This window comes from Pseudomonas sp. B3G-3 (assembly GCF_028640915.1).
In the GTDB taxonomy this organism is placed as follows: Bacteria; Pseudomonadota; Gammaproteobacteria; order Pseudomonadales; family Pseudomonadaceae; genus Aquipseudomonas; species Aquipseudomonas chlororaphis_I.
Window position 1 is genome coordinate 216,673 of record NZ_JAQZAB010000137.1, and the last position, 17,450, is coordinate 234,122.

Sequence of the window (17,450 nt, forward strand, 5' to 3'; positions counted from 1 at the left end):
GACATTACGCAGCCAGTGACCGCACGGGCTACTGTGGAGCACCTATGAATTATTCAGATCGCGATGTTTTATCAAAGCATGTTTTATCGAAGATGGTCAGTGAACTGGCGACCACACGCGCCTTGCTCAATTGCCTGATCAAAGAGTTCGCCTTGCCGGAAAACTGCCTCAGTTACAGCTGGCCGACACAGATGCAGGGCATTGCCCCCGGCAGTTACCTGGACGGCCTGGAATGGAAGGGCATCCCGCTGACCATCGACCTGCCCAACCAGCAGCAGTTCTTTGTCATGGTCGATCGCCGCGACCACTTGGGTAGCCACCGTTACCTGTCGGACGTGTATGCCCGACGCGAGGGCGAGACCTGGCGCTGCCTGGCCTTTGCCGAGTTCGTCGAGCAACTGCTCGGCGCCTGCGAACACATGACCCGGGCCAGCAACGATGAGCTGCTGGACCAGGTGCTGCAAAGCCAATTGCTGACCGCCGCCATCGTCGCCCACAACATGGACGGCCAGGGCCCGGCGCCGCTCAGTGGCTACCTGGCCAGCGAACAGGGCCTGTGGTTCGGTCACCCTAACCACCCGGCGCCCAAGGCGCGGCTGTGGCCGGCGCACCTGGCCCAGGAAACCTACGCCCCGGAATTCCAGGCCGAGACCGCGCTGCACCTGTTCGAGGTGCCGCGCCAGGGTTTGCGGGTGACCGCCAGCGGCCTCAGCGAGGCGCAGGTGATGGCCGGTTTCGCCGACCAGGGCCGGGCGCGTCCGGGGCACGCGATGATCTGCATGCACCCGGTGCAGGCCGAGCTGTTCATGCAGGACCGCCGCGTGCAGCGCCTGCTGGAGCTGGGCGAGGTGGTCGACCACGGGCCGACTGGGCCGCTCGCCAGCCCGACGGCGTCGATGCGCACCTGGTACATCGAGGACCACGACTTTTTCATCAAGGGCTCGCTGAACGTGCGCATCACCAATTGCGTGCGCAAGAACGCCTGGTACGAGCTGGAAAGCACACTGATCATCGACCAGCTGTTCCAGCGCCTGCAGCGGACCCAGGCCGAAACCTTGGGCGGGCTGTCGGCGGTGGCCGAGCCGGGTTCCATGAGCTGGGCGCCGCTGCAGGCCAGCGAAGCCGATGCCCACTGGTTCCGCGAACAGACCGGGGCGATCCTACGAGAGAACTTCTGCCGCCGCGCCGGCGCCGAGCGCAGCGTGATGGCCGGCACCCTGTTTGCCCGCGACATCCATTCGCGGCCGCTGGTGCATGACTTCCTGCAAGGCTTCAATGCCCAGCCACTGGCGGACGAACAACTGGTGGACTGGTTCGACCAGTACCAGGCGCTGCTGCTGCGGCCGGTGCTGGCGCTGTTCTTCAACCACGGCGTGGTGATGGAGCCGCACCTGCAGAACAGCGTGCTGATCCACGACCAGGGCCAGCCGCAACAGCTGCTGTTGCGGGACTTCGAGGGGGTCAAGCTCACCGATGAGCTGGGCATGGCGCAGATCGAGGTCGGCCTGCACCCGCGGGTGCGCCAGTCGCTGCTGTATTCCCGCGAGCAGGGCTGGAGCCGCATTACCTACTGCCTGCTGATCAACAACCTGTCGGAAGCGGTGCTGGCCCTGAGCTGGGAACGCCCGCACCTGGCGCCGCTGATGTGGCAACGGGTCGAGCAGCAGTTGCGGCGCATCCGCGACGAGCTGGTGCGCCCGGCGCCGGAGCTGGACGCGCTGATCGCCGGCCAGCCGATTGCCTGCAAGACCAACCTCAAGGTGCGCCTGGCCGCCAAGGCCGACCGCCAGGCCGGCTACGTCAACCTGAGCTCGCCGTGGAGCGAGGAGGCCCGTTATGGCTGAGTTGTCCCAGGCAGTCCTGAACGCCATCGACCAGGCCCGGGCCGGCAGTGCCGACCCGCTGGCGGCCTTTATCTACGATCTGGATGCCTTGCAGGCCCATGTGCGCCGGGTGATGGCGGAGTTGCCGGCCGGGGTCGAGCTGTATTACGCGATCAAGGCCAACAGCGAGGCGCCGGTGCTGGCGGCGCTGGCCCCGCTGGTCAGCGGTTTCGAGATTTCCTCGGGCGGCGAGATCGAGCGGGTGGTGGCCTGTCCGACCCGCAAGCCCTATGTGTTTTCCGGCCCCGGCAAGCTCGATTCCGACCTGCGCGCGGCCCTGGCCCAGCAGGTGGAAGCGGTGCACCTGGAAAGCCTCAACGAGATCGAGCGCCTGCAACGCCTGGCCGTGGAAGCCGGGCGGGTGCAGCCGGTATTCATCCGCATCAACCCGCAGTTGCCGCAGAATCAGTCGAGCCGGCTGGCCATGGCCGGCACCGCCACGCCGTTCGGCATCGACGAGGCGGAGCTGGCCGAGGCCGTGCAAAGAGTTGAGCGGGCCAGCCATCTGCGCCTCAAGGGTTTCCATGTGCACGCCATGTCCCACCAGCAGTCGGTGGAGCGCCATGAGCAGTTGCTGGATTTCTATCTGCAACGCTGGCCGCTGTGGAAGGCCTTGGCGGCGCACCCCGAGCAGCTGACCCACCTGAATGTCGGCGGCGGCATCGGCGTCGATTACCTCAGTGGCCAGCAGTTCGACTGGCAGCGCCTGTGCCGCTACCTGGAACGCCGGCTGGCGGAGCAGGGCAGCGAGGCGCCGATCCTGCGCTTCGAGCCGGGGCGCTTTATCAGTGCCTTTTGCGGTTACTACGTGATCGAGGTGCTGGACACCAAGACCAGCCATGGCGAGCACTTCCTGGTGTGCCGCGGCGGCACCCACCAGTTCCGCCTGCCCGCGGCGCAGAGCCACAACCACCCGTTGATTCACCTGCCGCGCACGCCGCAGCCGGCGCACACCGCGGAGCAGGCCTGGACCGTGGTCGGCCAGCTGTGCACGCCCAAGGATGTGCTGAGCCGGGCCCAACCGCTCAGGGGCGTCAGCGTCGGCGACCTGCTGGTGCTGCCCATGGCCGGGGCCTATGGCTACAACATTTCCCACGCCGATTTCCTCTGCCATCCACGGCCGGCGCAGCACTTCCTGCGCCAGGGTGAATTGCTCGAAGGAGCCGGTCTGTGAGTTTCAAGGCACCGCGCGCTTGGGTGGTGGTCAACGTGCTGCTCGGCACCCTGACCGTCAGCCTCAACAACAGCTCGCTGAACCCGGCGCTGCCGGCGTTCATGGAAGCCTTCGCCATCGGCCCGCTGATGGCCACCTGGATAGTCGCGGCCTTCATGACCAGCATGGGCATGACCATGCCGCTGACCAGCTTCCTCAGCCAGCGCCTGGGCCGCCGATGCCTGTACCTGTGGGGCGTGGCGCTGTTTATCGGCGGTTCGTTGTTGGGGGCCCTGGCCGATTCCATCGCCCTGGTGATCACCGCGCGAGTGGTGCAGGGCGTTGCCAGCGGGCTGATGATCCCGCTGTCCCTGGCGATCATCTTCTCGGTGTACGCCAAGGACGAGCGCGGCCGGGTCACCGGCCTGTGGGGCGCGGCGGTGATGCTCGCGCCGGCGGTGGGCCCGCTGTGCGGCAGCCTGCTGCTGGAGTGGTTCAGCTGGCGCTCGCTGTTCTTGATGAACGTGCCGATCGGTGTCGTCGCGCTGCTGATGGGCCTTGCGGTCCTGCCGGCTGCCGAACCGGCCGAACGCAAGCCGTTCGACCTGGCCGGCTACCTGCTGATCGCCTCGGGCATCGGCCTGCTGATGATCGCCATCAGCCGCCTGCACCATGCCGCCGGGCTGGTAGACCCGATGAACCTGGGCATGCTGCTGATAGCGCTGCTGTGCCTGGTGGCCTTTGTCCGCCTGGAGCTGCGCCGCGAGGCGCCGCTGCTCAACCTGCGGATCTTCGCCCTGCGCGGCTATCGCCTGAGCGTGATCATCGCCGTGGTGCAGTCGGTGGGCATGTTCGAGTGCCTGGTGCTGCTGCCGTTGCTGGTGCAGACGGTGCTCGGCTACAGCGCTCTCTGGACCGGCCTGGCGCTGCTGTGCACCGCGGTGTTCGCCAGCCTGTTCGGGCGCATGGGCGGCAGCGCCCTGGATCGCCACGGGCCGCGGCTGGTGGTGTCCATCGGCCTGCTGCTGACCGGCCTGTCGACCCTGGCCCTGGGCCTGCTCCGGGCCGATGCGGCGATTGGCCTGGTGTTCGTGCTGATGCTGCTGCGCGGCGCCGGCCTGGGCCTGTCCTACATGCCGGTGACCACCGCCGGGTTGAATGCCTTGCCCGAGCCGATGGTTACCCAGGGCGCGGCGATGAACAACATCTCGCGGCGCCTGGTGTCGTCCCTGGCGATTGTCATCGCCTCGCTGTGGCTGGAGTTCCGCCTCGTCGACGGTGGCTTGCAGGCCCAGCAGGCGGGCATGTCGGGCGCCATCAGCGAGGTGTTCGTGGTCACCGGCCTGCTGATCCTGCTGGCACTGCCCTGTGCCTGGCGTTTTCCCCTTTCCGACGAGACCGCCGAGGCAGTGCCCGGCGCGCTCGAACACCGTTAACCCTTCTTTGCACAAGGTATGAACATGGCGACTGCAATCTCGACAACCTCAAGCCAGCACTCCGGCCCCGGCGCCTGGCTGGCCGCGGTGGATGGGCGTATCGACGAAAAAGTGCAGCAGCGGGTGGTCGGCCAGCTGTTGCAGACCCTGCTGTATGAAGGCGTGCTGCCGTTCGACAGCCAGCCGCTGGACGGCGGCCAGCGGCGTTTTGTGGTGCTCGGCGTCGATGGCCGCCAGGAGCGGGTGGAATACCACTGCAACGGCCTGCTCAGTGCCAGCTTCGATTTGATCCGCCTCGATTCCGCCAGCCTGGAGCGCTTCGACAGCCGCGGCCAGCGCAGCGTGCCGAACCTGCACCAGGCCCTGGCCGAGCTGCTCGGCGACTACCAGGACAGCCCGCACCTGGGGCGCTTCATCCAGGAACTGGAGCAGACCCAGCTCAAGGACCTGCAAGCCCGCAGCCAGGGTTACCAGGCCGAAAAGCCGGCCCACCAGCTGGACGTGGACGCCCTGGAGCAGCACTTCATGGACGCCCACAGCTACCACCCGTGCTACAAGTCGCGCATCGGTTTTTCCCTGGCGGACAACCAGGCCTACGGCCCGGAGTTCGCCACGCCGATCGCCGTGGTCTGGCTGGCGGTGGCGCGCGACCGGGCCTCGCTCAAGCATTCGCAAAAACTCGATTTCCCGGCCTTTATCCGCCAGGAGCTGGGCGCCGAACGCTGGCAGCAGGTCGAGCGACAACTGGCCAGCCAGGGCCGGGCGCTGGACGACTACCAGTTGCTGCCGGTGCACCCGTGGCAGTGGGAGAACCTGATTGTCTCGACCTTCTACCCGGAGCTGCTCAGCGGCGAGCTGATCTACCTCGGCACCTCGGACGACCAGTACAAGGCCCAGCAGTCGATCCGCACCCTGGCCAACGCCACGGCCAAGCAGCGGCCCTACGTCAAGCTGGCGATGAGCATGACCAACACCTCCAGCACCCGCATCCTGGCCCGGCACACAGTGATGAACGGGCCGATCATCACCGACTGGCTGCAACAGCTGATCGCCAGCGACAGCACCGCGCGCCAGCTGGATTTCGTGATCCTCGGCGAAGTGGCCGGGGTCAGCTTCGACTACCAGCACCTCCCTGAGTCCCGCGGGCCCCAGGCCTATGGCACCCTGGGGGCGATCTGGCGCGAAAGCATCCATCAATACCTGAAGGCCGACGAGCAGGCGGTGCCGTTCAACGGCCTGAGCCATGTGGAGAACCGCTACGGCACGGGGCCGCAGCAGCCGTTCATCGATGCCTGGATCCGCCAGTACGGCTTGCAGGCCTGGACCCGCCAGCTGCTGCAGGTGACGGTGCCGCCGATCATCCACATGCTCTACGCCGAAGGCATCGGCATGGAATCCCACGGCCAGAACATCGTGCTGATCGTCAAAGAGGGCTGGCCGCAGCGCATCGCCCTCAAGGACTTCCACGACGGCGTGCGTTACTCGCCGGCGCACCTGGCGCGCCCCGAGCTGTGCCCGGAGCTGGTGCCGCTGCCGGCCAGCCACGCCAAGCTCAACCGCAACTCCTTCATCCTCACCGACGACGTCAACGCGGTGCGCGATTTCTCCTGCGACTGCTTCTTCTTCATCTGCCTGGCGGAAATGGCGATCTTCCTGCGCCAGCACTACCCGCTGGACGAAGGCCAGTTCTGGCAGATGACCGCCGAGGTGATTCTCGACTACCAGAACGCCCATCCCCAGCACCGCGACCGTTTCGGCCTGTTCGACGTGTTCGCGCCGAGCTACGAGGTGGAAGAGCTGACCAAGCGCCGCCTGCTGGGCGACGCCGAGCGGCGCTTCAAGTCGGTGCCCAATCCACTCCACGCCTACAGGCCGCAAGCATGCTGAGAAGCAACCAGCTGAAACGCAAACTGGCGGCCGGGCAGGCGGTGTACGGGCTGATCAGCTCGATCCCGGCGCCGGCGGCCATCGAGCTGATCGCCGAGGCCGGGTTCGACTTCGTGATCATCGACATGGAGCACGTGCTGATCAATCCGGAAACCGTCGAGCACATGATCCGCACCGCCGAAGCCTACGAGCTGACGCCGCTGGTGCGGGTCGCCGACCTCAATCCCAAGACCCTGCTGCGCCTGCTCGACGGCGGTGCCCAGGGCATCGTGCTGCCGATGATCGAATCCGCCGAGCAGTTGCAGGCGGCGATTGCCGCCTGCAAATACCACCCGCTGGGCCAGCGCAGCCTCAACGCCGGGCGCCCCGGCAGTTTCGGCAAGCACAGCCTGGCGCAGTACGTGGGGCAGGCCAACGAGCAGATCATGCTGGTGGCGATGATCGAAAGCGCCGCCGGCGTGCGCAACGCCGCGCAGATCGCCGCGGTGCCGGGCCTGGACATGATTCTCGAAGGCGCGGCCGACCTCTCGCAATCCCTCGGCATGCCCTGGCAGATCGACCAGCCGCAGGTCCAGCAGGCCCTGCTCGATGCCTGGCAGGCGGCGGACCATGCCGGCGTGCCGTACTGCGCGATTCCCCGACAGCAGGGCGACCTGGGCCGCTGGCGCGAGCGCGGGGTCCGGGCCTTTGTCCTCGGCGACGAACGTGGCATCGCCTTTCGTGCTCTCCAGGCCAGGTTGGCCACCCTTTCTCTAGAAGGAAACTGATCCGATGAACTTCACTTCCATGGCCGCCGAGCTGGTGATGCAGGACCTGATCGATTGCCTGCTGGCCGAAGATTTCTTTGGCCGCGAACCCTTGCCGCTGCTGACGGCCAGCCAATGGCGTCAGGCCCATCCTGAAGCGCCAGCCCTTGAAGCCTCAACCCTTGAAGGCGCGGATGCCCGGCAACGGATCTGGGAATGGTGCTGCGACGCCCAGGAACAGCGCTTCATCAGCATCGCCCTGCGCCCGGGCATCACCCAACAGTGGGAAAAGGTCCCGGGCACGCAGGTTCTGGCCCGCCAGGAGCAGCGCTGGACCGCCTTGGGTCCGGTGGACTTCATGCGCCGGGTATTCACCGGCATGGGCCCGCGTTTCCAGGACAACGAGAAGGGCCTGACGCTGTTCCTCGAAGTGCTGCATATCAGCGTCTGGCAGACCGCCTTGTCCCTGGAGCACCGGGTCGACCACCAGGGCCTGATGGCCCAGGACGGCGCCACCTTTTTCCGCACCATGGAGCAGTGGGCTTCGCTGCGCGATCGTCCGTACCACCCGCTGGCCAAGGCCAAGCAGGGCTTGCTGCAGGCCGAATACCAGCAGTACCAGGCCGAGTTCGCCCAGCCGGTGGCGCTGAACTGGGTGGCGGTGCGCAAGGACCTGCTGCAAGGCGGCGAGGGCGTGGCGGATCTGGAGCAGGTCTACCCGGCGCGCTACCTGTTGCCCGAAGCCTTGCAGGAACACCTGGCCGAGGAGCTGCGCGAGCGCGGTATCGGTGACAGTCATGTAGCCTTGCCGGTGCACCCGTGGCAGTTCGAGCATGTGTTGCAGGCGCAACTGGGCGAAGCCTTCGCCCGTGGCGACTGCCAGCGCCTGGACTTCAGCGAAGCCACGGTCTTCGCTACTTCGTCGCTGCGCTCGATGACCCCTTGTTTCGCCAGCGCCGACTACCTGAAGCTGCCCATGGCCATCTACTCCCTGGGCGCCTCGCGTTACCTGCCGGCGGTGAAGATGATCAATGGCGGCCTCAGCGAGGCCTTGCTGCATCAGGTACGGCGCCTCGACCCGGTGCTGGAGCAGAGCCTGCACCTGTGCGACGAGAGCAAGTGGTGGGCCTTTATGCCGCCCCAGGCAACCCTGTTCGACGAGGCGCCGCGGCACCTGTCGGCGATGGTCCGCGGTTACCCGCAAGCCTTGCTCGACGACCCGGACTGCCGCCTGCTGCCGATGGCCGCCCTGGGCACGCCATTGCCCGGCAGCAACCGGCACTTCTTCGATGAGTGGCTGCAGTACCGCGAACTGCCGGCGACCCAGGCTTCGGTGCTGACCCTGTTCAGCGAGCTGTGCCAGCGCTTCTTCGACGTCAACCTGCGCATGTTCCGCCTCGGCATGCTCGGCGAGGTGCACGGGCAGAACGCGGTACTGGTGTGGAAGTCCGGCCAGGCCCAGGGCCTGCTGCTGCGCGACCACGATTCGCTGCGTATCTTCGTGCCGTGGCTGGAACGCAACGGCATGGCCGACCCGGAATACCGGATCAAGAAAGGCCACGCCAACACCCTGTACCACCAGCGTCCCGAAGACCTGCTGTTCTGGCTGCAGACCCTGGCGATCCAGGTCAACGTGCGGGCGATCATCGACACCCTGGCCCAGGTCTACGCCTTGCCGGCGACTGCACTGTGGAGCACCTTGCGCCAGGTATTGGACGGGCTGCTGCAGAGCATCGAGTTCGACGACGAGGCGCGGGCGATGATCAGGCACCAGCTGTTCGAAGCGCCGCGCTGGCCGCAGAAGCTGCTGCTGACGCCGATGATCGAACGCGCCGGCGGCCCGGGCAGCATGCCGTTCGGCAAGGGCGAGGTGGTCAACCCGTTCCAGCGGCTGGCCGCCGATGCCTGATCCGCAGCTCCATCCTTGCAGGCGCACGCTGTTGCGCCTGTCCCTGGGGCTGCTGGCATTGCCCCGGATCGCCCGTGCCGAGCCGTTGCGCCTGGTCACCCTGTTCCAGGGCGCCACCGACAGCGCCGTGGCGCTGGGCGTGACGCCTTGCGGCGTGGTGGAGTCGTCGAGCGAAAAGCCGACCTTCCGTTACCTGCGCCCGGCGCTGGCGAATGTTCCTCATGTCGGCCTGGAAACCCAGCCCAGCCTGGAGGACATCGTGCTGCTGGAGCCGGACGTGATCGTCGCCTCGCGTTTTCGCCACCAGCGCATCGCGCCGCTGCTCGAGCGCATGGGCACGGTGCTGATGCTCGAGGAAGTCTTCGAGTTCAAGCGCACCCTGGCGCTGATGGGCGCGGCCCTGAACCGGCAACAGCAGGCCAGCAGCCTGCTGGGGCAATGGCAGCAGCGGGTGGCGCGCTTGCGCGAGCAGTTGCAGGCAAATTTCGCCGGGCGCTGGCCGCCCACGGTGTCGGTGCTGGATGTGCGCGAAGACCATATCCGCAGTTACCTGCCGAGCAGTTTCGCCGGCTCGGTGCTCACTGAGCTGGGCTTCGCCTGGAACCCGGTCGCCCGCGAGTCCCGCGGCACCTATATCAAACTCACCAGCAAAGAGAACTTGCCTGTGGTCGATGCCGACCTGTTTTTTGTATTCCAGCGAGACAGCCAGGCGGTGCAACACAACTATGAACGGCTGGTGCATTACCCGTTCTGGCAACAGTTGCGCGCCGTACAACAGCAGCAGGTATGGCGGGTCGATGGCATCGCCTGGAGTTTCTCCGGCGGAATCCTCGGCGCCAACCTGATGCTCGACGACATTGCCCGCCTGGTGGCGTCTTCATGAGCCGTGGCCTGAAACTCGGCCTGGCGTGTGTCGTCCTGCTGCTGTGCGCCGGCCTGAGCCTGGCGGCCGGGGCGACCTGGATCGAGCCGTCGCAACTGCTCAAGGGCCTGCTGCAACCGGACAGCCTGAGCGCCGGCCAGCAGTTGATCTTCAGCAGTCGCTTGGCGCGCACCCTGATGGCCGTCGCCGTGGGCGCGAGCCTGGCGGTGGCGGGGGCGCTGATGCAGGCGCTGACCCGCAACCCGCTGGCGTCGCCGGGGCTGTTCGGGGTGAATGCCGGGGCGACCTTTGCGATCATCCTCTGCTCGTCGCTGTTTGCCTTGTCGTCCATGAGCCAGTGGTTGTGGTGCGCCTTTATCGGCGCCGCGCTGGCCGGCAGCCTGGTGTGGCTGATCGGCAATCGCGGGCAGGGCAGCCTCAATCCGCTGCGCATCGTCCTGGCCGGGGCAGCGATCACCGCGTTGTTTTCCGCCTTCAGCCAGGCGTTGCTGGTGGTCAACGAGGAGGGGCTGGACACCGTGCTGTTCTGGCTCGCCGGGTCGTTGTCCGAGCGCGACCTGGCGCTGGCCGCGCCGCTGCTGCTGGGCGTCTTGCTGACCCTGCTGGGATCGTTGCTGCTGGCCGGGCAGGTCAATGTGCTCAACGCCGGCGAAGCCATCGCCATCGGCCTCGGGCAGCGCACCGGCTTGATCCGCTGGCTGATGAGCGTGCTGATCATCGGCCTGGCGGGCAGTGCGGTGGCGCTGGCGGGCAGCATCGGTTTCATCGGCCTGCTGGTGCCGCACATGGTGCGCAAGGGCCTGTCCATCGACCACCGCTGGTTGCTGCCGGGGTGCGCGGTGCTGGGAGCGATCCTCCTGCTGCTGGCCGACACCCTGGGGCGCCTGGTGATCCTGCCGCAGGAGGTGCCGGTGGGGGTGATGACCGCGTTGTTCGGCGCACCGTTCTTTATTTTCCTGGCGCGCCGTGGAGGTCGTTATGAGTAAGACCCTGACCCTGCGCACCGCCGGTTTCTCGCGGCGCATCGACCTGGCGACCCTGTGGCGGCTGTCGCTGGCGCTGCTGGCGACGGCGCTGGTGATGCTCGGCGCCTTGTCCCTGGGCAAACTCAAGCTGTCGCCGCTGACCGTGCTGGAGTTGCTGTGGCACGGCGGCGACGAGCGCCTGCTGTTTATCGTCGAGCAACTGCGCCTGCCGCGCCTGCTGCTGGCAGCCCTGGTCGGCGCGGCGCTGGCGGTGTCCGGCCTGATTTTGCAGAGCATCATCCGCAACCCGCTGGCGTCCCCCGATCTGCTGGGCATCACCAGCGGCGCCAGTGCCGCGGCGGTGCTGTACCTGTCGTTCTTTTCCCTGCTGCTGGGCCCGCAGTTTTTGCCACTGGCGGCGATGCTCGGCGCCGGGCTGGCGGCCCTGGCCATTTACCTGCTGGCCTGGAAGCAGGGCACCTCGCCGCTGCGCCTGGTGCTGATCGGCGTCGGCGTGTCGGCGCTGCTGGCGGCGGTGACCACCTTTGTCCTGGTGTTCAGCCCGCTGACCACCACCTTGTCGGCCTATGTCTGGCTCACCGGCAGCGTCTACGGCGCCAGCTGGCCGGAGCCGCGGGCCCTGGGCGGCTGGCTGCTGGCGATCCTGCCGTTGCTGGTGTGGCTGGCGCGCCAGGTGCGGGTGCAACAACTGGACGACGCCTTGGCCCAGGGCATCGGCGTGCGGGTACAGTGGCTGCGCGCCGGCCTGCTGCTGGTGAGCGTGGCCCTGGCCGGGGCGGCGGTGGCCTGGGGCGGGGCGATTGCCTTTGTCGGGCTGATTGCGCCGCATATCGCCAAGCGCCTGGTGGCCCCGGGTTTCGCCGGGCAAGCGGTGATGGCGGCGCTGGTCGGCGCCAACCTGGTGATGCTCGCCGACCTGATCGGGCGCACCCTGTTCCTGCCCCTGGATCTGCCGGCGGGGATCTTCGTCGCGGTGCTGGGCACGCCGTTCTTTCTTTATCTTTTGATCAACCAGCGGCACTAAGGAATTCCCGATGTCCTCGATGGCAACCCAGCAACTGACCCTGGGCTATCAGCGCCAGGTGATTATCGACGGGCTGGACCTGCAACTGCCGGCGGGCCAGGTGTCGGTGCTGATCGGCAGCAACGGCTGCGGCAAGAGCACCCTGCTCAAATCCCTGGCGCGGCTGCTCAAGCCGCAGCAGGGCTCGGTGATCCTCAATGGCGAGGATATCCAGCGCAAATCCACCGCGGCGGTGGCGCGGGAACTGGCGATCCTGCCGCAGATGCCCAGCGCCCCCGAAGGCATCACCGTGCGCCAGCTGGTGGCCCTGGGGCGTTATCCCTACCAGAACTGGATGCAGCAATGGTCGGCCCAGGATGAAGCCATGGTCGAGCGCGCCCTGTTGCAGACCGGCGTGAAGGCCCTGGCGGAGCGGCCGGTGGATGCCTTGTCCGGCGGCCAGCGCCAGCGGGTGTGGATTGCCATGACCCTGGCCCAGGACACCGAGATCGTGCTGCTCGACGAGCCCACCACCTTTCTCGACCTGGCGCACCAGATCGAGGTCCTGGACCTGTTGCGCGAGCTCAATCGCCAGGAAAACAAGACCATCGTCATGGTCCTGCACGACCTCAACCTGGCCTGCCGCTACGCCGACCATATGGTGGCGGTGCACCAGCGCACAGCGTTCGCCCAGGGCCTGCCGGCAGAGATTCTGACCGAGGAACTGGTCAAGCAGGTGTTCGACCTCAATTGCCGGATCATCCCCGATCCGTTTTTCGGCACGCCGCTGTGCATTCCCTTTGGCCGGGAACTGCCGCAATGAACCTGCAAGCCGCCTTCAACGCGCAAGACTGGAGCGTGCTATCCGGGCCGCTGCGCCTGAAACCCATGGCGCAACGCGACCGGCAGCGCTCCCTCAGTGCCCGGGCCTTGCTTGACGATGAAACCTGTATCGCGCTACTCGACCAGCTGGGGCCGGTGATCGGTTCGCCGACCCGAGGGATCACCGCCTCGCTGCTGGCCAAGCGTTTTTCCTTCCTCGCCACCGGCGCCTGCCTGTACGCCATGTCGGTGTGCGACCAGGGCCTGCTGCTGTCCCTGGACGATTGCGTGATCGAGTACGGCCACGACGACGGCCTCTGGACTTCGTCGATGCCGCTGCCGGACCGGGCTCCGCAGGTTTATGCCGCGGGCGAACGCGAAACCTGGCGCGCGTCCATTGTCGAGTCGTTGTTCGCCGGAGTGCTGGCGCCGCTGTGGCAGACCTTCAACCGGGTCAGCGGCATTTCCCGGCGCATCCTCTGGGAAAACACCGCGGTACGGGTCTATTCGCTGTACGAAAAACGCATGAGCAAGGTCGAGGACCCGCTGATCCGCCTGCGTCATGAGGCGGACTTCGACTGGCTGCTGCACGAGGCCGCACCGCCGCTGTTCGGCCTGGACTACAACCCACTGCGGCACTTCCGCCGCCCGCCGACGCAGTTGGAGGAGGGCAAGAGCATCCGCTTTCGCCGCACCTGCTGCTTCTATTACGAGGCCACTGAGCCCGCCGAATACTGCTCCACCTGCCCGCTGCTGCGCCCGAGGAAATGCCGATGATCGCTCCGCGCCAACCACCCGCCAGTGCTGCCTTGCTCGAGCATTACCGCGGCATCGCGCCTTCGACCCTTGGCCACTTTGGCGACGAGGGTTACCTGCGCGGTATCCGCCCGCTGTTCGACGGCCTGCGCATGCTCGGCAATGTGGTCACGGTCAAGGTCTTCGCCCCGGATGGCGCCATCCTGCGCGATGCGCTGCTGCTCAGCGAACCGGGGGATGTGCTGGTGATCCAGTGCGTGGGCGACCAGGAGTGCGCCTGCTGGGGCGAACTGCGGACCCTGGCCGGGTTGATCAAGGGCCTTTCCGGGGTGGTGGTGGAGGGCGCGGTCACCGATGTCGCCGCCCTGCGCGAGCATCGCCTGCCGGTGTTCAGCCGTGGCGTCAGCGCCTACACCACCCGCGGCATCGGCCAGCAAGGGGAGGTCAACCTGCCCATCGAGGTGGCTGGGGTGCGGGTCAACCCGGGGGATATCGCCATCGGCGACGACGACGGGGTGTTTATCCTCGACGGGCAACGGGCCGAGGCGCTGTTGCCGCAGTTGTTGGCCAAGGAGGCGCTGGATCGCGAGCGGCGCGCGGCGTTTTTGCAGCGTCTGGCTTCTATTGGCTGAGTTGGGGCGCTGCGGTGGATTTGCACTTTTATAAGGCGTCGCCGACCCGACCTTGCACCAGGCTAAGGCGATTCCTGGCCCAGGGTAGGCTCTCCGAGAACCTTGCAGAATGGCCGCGCAAGCCCGCCATCACGGTGTTTCAAGGCGTGCAACGCAGCCTGGCACAAAGGCTGCAAGACAGCCGATAACGCCCCACCGTGCATGTCACGGGCGGGCCGCCCCATCGGTCAACGCGGATCGATCGGCCAACAGGCCATGGGCACTCGGTGAATCAGGCACAGCAGCCCGATCGCACACCGCAAATAACAGGCAAAGGCGCCTGAAACCGTGAGGTTTCAGGCGCTTTTTTTTGCTTTAAAAAAACCGTGATTGGCTTGGGTCGGGTGCTATTTATGAATGCCATTGTTGCCCCTTTGAACACACACAAAACCCTGATCGTGATCGGCAACGGCATGGTCGGGCATCATTGCGTCGAACAGCTGGTGGCGCGCGGCGCCCTCGAGCAGTACCGCCTGCATGTCTTCAGCGAAGAGCCGATGCGCGCCTACGACCGGGTGCACCTGTCCGAGTATTTCACCGGTCGCGACGCCGAATCCCTGGCCCTGGGCGACGCTGCGCTGTACCAGACCCCGGGCCTGACCCTGCACCTGGGGGTGGCGGTGCTGCGCATCGACCGCGCCAATCGCCAGGTACTCACCGCCGCCGGCCCGGTGCACTACGACAAGCTGGTGCTGGCCACCGGTTCCTATCCTTTCGTGCCGCCGATCGAGGGTGCCGAAGGCGACTCGCGCCTGGTCTATCGCACCCTTCAAGACCTCGACGGCATCCGCGCCGCGGCCGCCAATGCCCGGCGCGGCGTGGTGGTGGGCGGCGGGCTGCTCGGCCTGGAGGCGGCCAACGCCTTGAAGAGCCTGGGCCTGGAAGCCCATGTGGTGGAGTTCGCGCCGCGGCTGATGCCGGTGCAGCTGGACGAGCAGGGCGGCCGTGCGTTGAAGGCGCGGATCGAAGCCCTGGGCGTCGGCGTGCATCTGGGCAAGGGCACCCAGTCGATCAGCGCCGGCGAGCAGTACCGCTACCGGATGAACTTCGCCGGCGGCGACTTCCTCGAAACCGACCTGATCGTGTTCTCCGCCGGCATTCGCGCCCAGGACGCCCTGGCCCGGGAGTGCGCCCTGGAGATCGGCCCGCGCGGCGGCGTGGTGGTGGACAACCAGTGCCTGAGTGGCGACCCGCACATCTACGTGATCGGCGAGTGCGCCAGCTGGAACGGCAGCATCTTCGGCCTGGTGGCCCCGGGTTACCAGATGGCCCGCAGCGTCGCCGCCCAACTGTGCGGCGAGCCTGGCGAGCCTTTCATGGGCGCGGACATGTCGACCAAGCTCAAGCTGCTGGGGGTCGATGTCGGTTCCATCGGCGACGCCCAGGGCCTGACCCCGGGCGCGCGCAGCTACCAGTTCATCGACGAAGCCACGGCCAGCTACCGGCGCCTGGTGGTGGATGCCAGCGGCAAGCAGGTGCTCGGTGCGGTGCTGGTGGGCGACAACAGCTACTACGACACCTTGCTGCAATACATGCAGAACGGCATCGCCTTGCCCGCCGAACCGGCCGGCCTGATCCTGCCGTCCAGCGCCGGCGCGCCGACCCTCGGCCCGGGCGCCTTGCCCGAGTCGGCCACGGTCTGCTCCTGCCATAACGTGACCAAGGGCGCGATCTGCTCGGCCATCGACGGTGGCTGTTCCGAGCTCGGCCAGCTCAAGGCGCAGACCAAGGCCTGCACCGGTTGCGGCGGTTGCGCCGGCCTGCTCAAGCAGGTGTTCGAGCACGAACTGATCGCACGCGGCGTCAGCGTCGACAAAAGCCTGTGCGAGCACTTTGCCTACACCCGCCAGGAGCTGTACGCGCTGGTGCGGGTCGAGGGCATCCTCAGTTTCGACGAGATGCTCGCCAAGCATGGCCGTGGCCACGTCGGCTGCGATATCTGCAAGCCGGCAATCGGCTCGATCCTCGCCTCGTGCTGGAACCAGCCGATCATGGAGCGCTCCCTGGTGCCGCTGCAGGACACCAACGACACCTTCATGGCCAATATGCAGAAGAACGGCACCTACTCGGTGGTGCCACGGATCGCCGGTGGCGAAATCACCGCCGACAAACTGATCGTGATCGGCCAGGTGGCGAAGAAATACGACCTCTACACCAAGATCACCGGCGGCCAGCGCATCGACCTGTTCGGCGCCCAGCTGCACCAGCTGCCGGATATCTGGGCCGAGCTGATCGCGGCCGGTTTCGAGACCGGGCATGCCTACGGCAAGTCGACCCGCACCGTGAAGTCCTGCGTGGGCAGTACCTGGTGCCGCTACGGCGTGCAGGACAGCGTGCGCATGGCCCTGGAGATCGAGGACCGCTACAAGGGCCTGCGTTCGCCGCACAAGCTGAAGTTCGCGGTGTCCGGCTGCACCCGCGAATGCGCCGAGGCGCAGAGCAAGGACGTCGGCGTGATCGCCACCGAGAAGGGCTGGAACCTGTACGTCTGCGGCAACGGCGGCATGCGTCCGCGCCACGCCGAGCTGTTCGCCACCGACCTCGACGACCAGACCCTGATTCGCTACATCGACCGCTTCCTGATGTTCTACATCCGCACCGCCGACCGCCTGCAACGCACCTCGGTCTGGCGCGAAAGCCTGGAAGGCGGCCTGGATTACCTCAAGGCGGTGGTGATCGACGACAGCCTGGGGCTGGGCGCCGAGTTGGAAGCGCAGATGCAACTGGTGGTGGACCGCTACGAATGCGAATGGGCCAACGCCCTCAAGGACCCGGAAAAACTCAAGCGCTTCCGCACCTTCGTCAACGACCAGCGCCCCGACCCGGACATTCACTTTGTCCAGGAACGCGGCCAGCGCCGGCCGATCATGGCCGCCGAACTCAACCTGATCCCTGTCACCGAGGAGGTGCTCTGATGAGCCTGTCGCCAAGCCTGCAACCTATCGAAAGCGGATTCGCCGAGCAGCCCGGCGTGCAGTGGCAGGCGGTGTGCAGCCGCCAGGACCTGGTCAGCCACAGCGGCGTGGTGGTCTGGCACGACGGTGCCCAGGTGGCGCTGATCTACCTGCCGGACGCCGTGCAGCAGACCCTCTACGCCATCGACAACCATGACCCGCAGTCCGGCGCCAACGTGATCGGCCGTGGCCTGGTGGGCTGCATCAAGGACGAGTTGGTGATTGCTTCGCCTTTGTACAAGCAGCACTTCCGCCTGGCCGACGGCACCTGCCTGGAATACCCGGAGCAACGCCTGCGCACATGGCCGGCGCGGCTGCGCGGCGACGTGGTGGAAATCGGCGTGCGCTAAGCCGCACGCCT

At 66.7% G+C, this 17,450-nt stretch carries 14 protein-coding genes; all 14 read left to right on the forward strand.

From position 1 onward, the window contains the following. Positions 1 to 44: 44 nt before the first annotated feature. The 14 genes from PVZ80_RS33400 to nirD all read left to right on the forward strand — a co-directional run bounded on the left by PVZ80_RS33400 (position 45) and on the right by nirD (position 17,439). Positions 45 to 1,844: an IucA/IucC family protein gene (locus PVZ80_RS33400; RefSeq protein WP_273865102.1), complete on the forward strand. Its 1,800-nt coding sequence runs from the start codon at positions 45 to 47 to the stop codon at positions 1,842 to 1,844. Then, positions 1,837 to 3,057: a type III PLP-dependent enzyme gene (locus tag PVZ80_RS33405; RefSeq protein ID WP_273865103.1), complete on the forward strand. Its 1,221-nt coding sequence runs from the start codon at positions 1,837 to 1,839 to the stop codon at positions 3,055 to 3,057. The genes PVZ80_RS33400 and PVZ80_RS33405 overlap by 8 nt, the downstream gene beginning before the upstream one ends. Next, a complete protein-coding gene (locus PVZ80_RS33410) occupies positions 3,054 to 4,472 on the forward strand; it encodes a DHA2 family efflux MFS transporter permease subunit (RefSeq protein WP_273865104.1) in 1,419 nt (472 codons plus the stop codon). The genes PVZ80_RS33405 and PVZ80_RS33410 overlap by 4 nt, the downstream gene beginning before the upstream one ends. Positions 4,473 to 4,490: 18 nt before the next feature. After that, positions 4,491 to 6,359, forward strand: coding sequence for an IucA/IucC family protein (locus tag PVZ80_RS33415; RefSeq protein WP_273865105.1), 1,869 nt, complete (start codon positions 4,491 to 4,493; stop codon positions 6,357 to 6,359). Continuing rightward, positions 6,353 to 7,126: an HpcH/HpaI aldolase family protein gene (locus PVZ80_RS33420; RefSeq protein ID WP_273865106.1), complete on the forward strand. Its 774-nt coding sequence runs from the start codon at positions 6,353 to 6,355 to the stop codon at positions 7,124 to 7,126. Before PVZ80_RS33415 ends, PVZ80_RS33420 begins: the two co-directional genes overlap by 7 nt. A 4-nt stretch (positions 7,127 to 7,130) precedes the next feature. Next, positions 7,131 to 9,014, forward strand: a complete 1,884-nt coding sequence (locus tag PVZ80_RS33425; RefSeq protein ID WP_273865107.1) for an IucA/IucC family protein — start codon at positions 7,131 to 7,133, stop codon at positions 9,012 to 9,014. Further along, the gene (locus PVZ80_RS33430) at positions 9,007 to 9,897 is read left to right on the forward strand and encodes an ABC transporter substrate-binding protein (protein ID WP_273865108.1); all 891 of its coding nucleotides are present in this window, start codon (positions 9,007 to 9,009) and stop codon (positions 9,895 to 9,897) included. Before PVZ80_RS33425 ends, PVZ80_RS33430 begins: the two co-directional genes overlap by 8 nt. Continuing rightward, positions 9,894 to 10,883: a FecCD family ABC transporter permease gene (locus PVZ80_RS33435; protein ID WP_009049135.1), complete on the forward strand. Its 990-nt coding sequence runs from the start codon at positions 9,894 to 9,896 to the stop codon at positions 10,881 to 10,883. The genes PVZ80_RS33430 and PVZ80_RS33435 overlap by 4 nt, the downstream gene beginning before the upstream one ends. Next, positions 10,876 to 11,907 (forward strand): FecCD family ABC transporter permease, encoded by a 1,032-nt coding sequence (locus PVZ80_RS33440; protein ID WP_053269117.1) that lies wholly within the window; start codon positions 10,876 to 10,878, stop codon positions 11,905 to 11,907. The genes PVZ80_RS33435 and PVZ80_RS33440 overlap by 8 nt, the downstream gene beginning before the upstream one ends. A gap of 10 nt (positions 11,908 to 11,917) precedes the next feature. After that, a complete protein-coding gene (locus PVZ80_RS33445; RefSeq protein ID WP_053269116.1) occupies positions 11,918 to 12,709 on the forward strand; it encodes an ABC transporter ATP-binding protein in 792 nt (263 codons plus the stop codon). Further along, positions 12,706 to 13,485, forward strand: a complete 780-nt coding sequence (locus PVZ80_RS33450; protein ID WP_053269115.1) for an IucA/IucC family C-terminal-domain containing protein — start codon at positions 12,706 to 12,708, stop codon at positions 13,483 to 13,485. The genes PVZ80_RS33445 and PVZ80_RS33450 overlap by 4 nt, the downstream gene beginning before the upstream one ends. Further along, entirely contained in the window at positions 13,482 to 14,096 is a 615-nt protein-coding gene (locus tag PVZ80_RS33455; RefSeq protein ID WP_038632584.1) for an RraA family protein, read from the forward strand. The genes PVZ80_RS33450 and PVZ80_RS33455 overlap by 4 nt, the downstream gene beginning before the upstream one ends. Positions 14,097 to 14,488: 392 nt before the next feature. Beyond that, positions 14,489 to 17,050, forward strand: a complete 2,562-nt coding sequence (nirB, locus tag PVZ80_RS33460) for a nitrite reductase large subunit NirB (protein ID WP_273865109.1) — start codon at positions 14,489 to 14,491, stop codon at positions 17,048 to 17,050. Beyond that, a complete protein-coding gene (nirD, locus tag PVZ80_RS33465; protein ID WP_257373589.1) occupies positions 17,050 to 17,439 on the forward strand; it encodes a nitrite reductase small subunit NirD in 390 nt (129 codons plus the stop codon). Before nirB ends, nirD begins: the two co-directional genes overlap by 1 nt. The last annotated feature ends 11 nt before the right edge of the window (positions 17,440 to 17,450 follow it).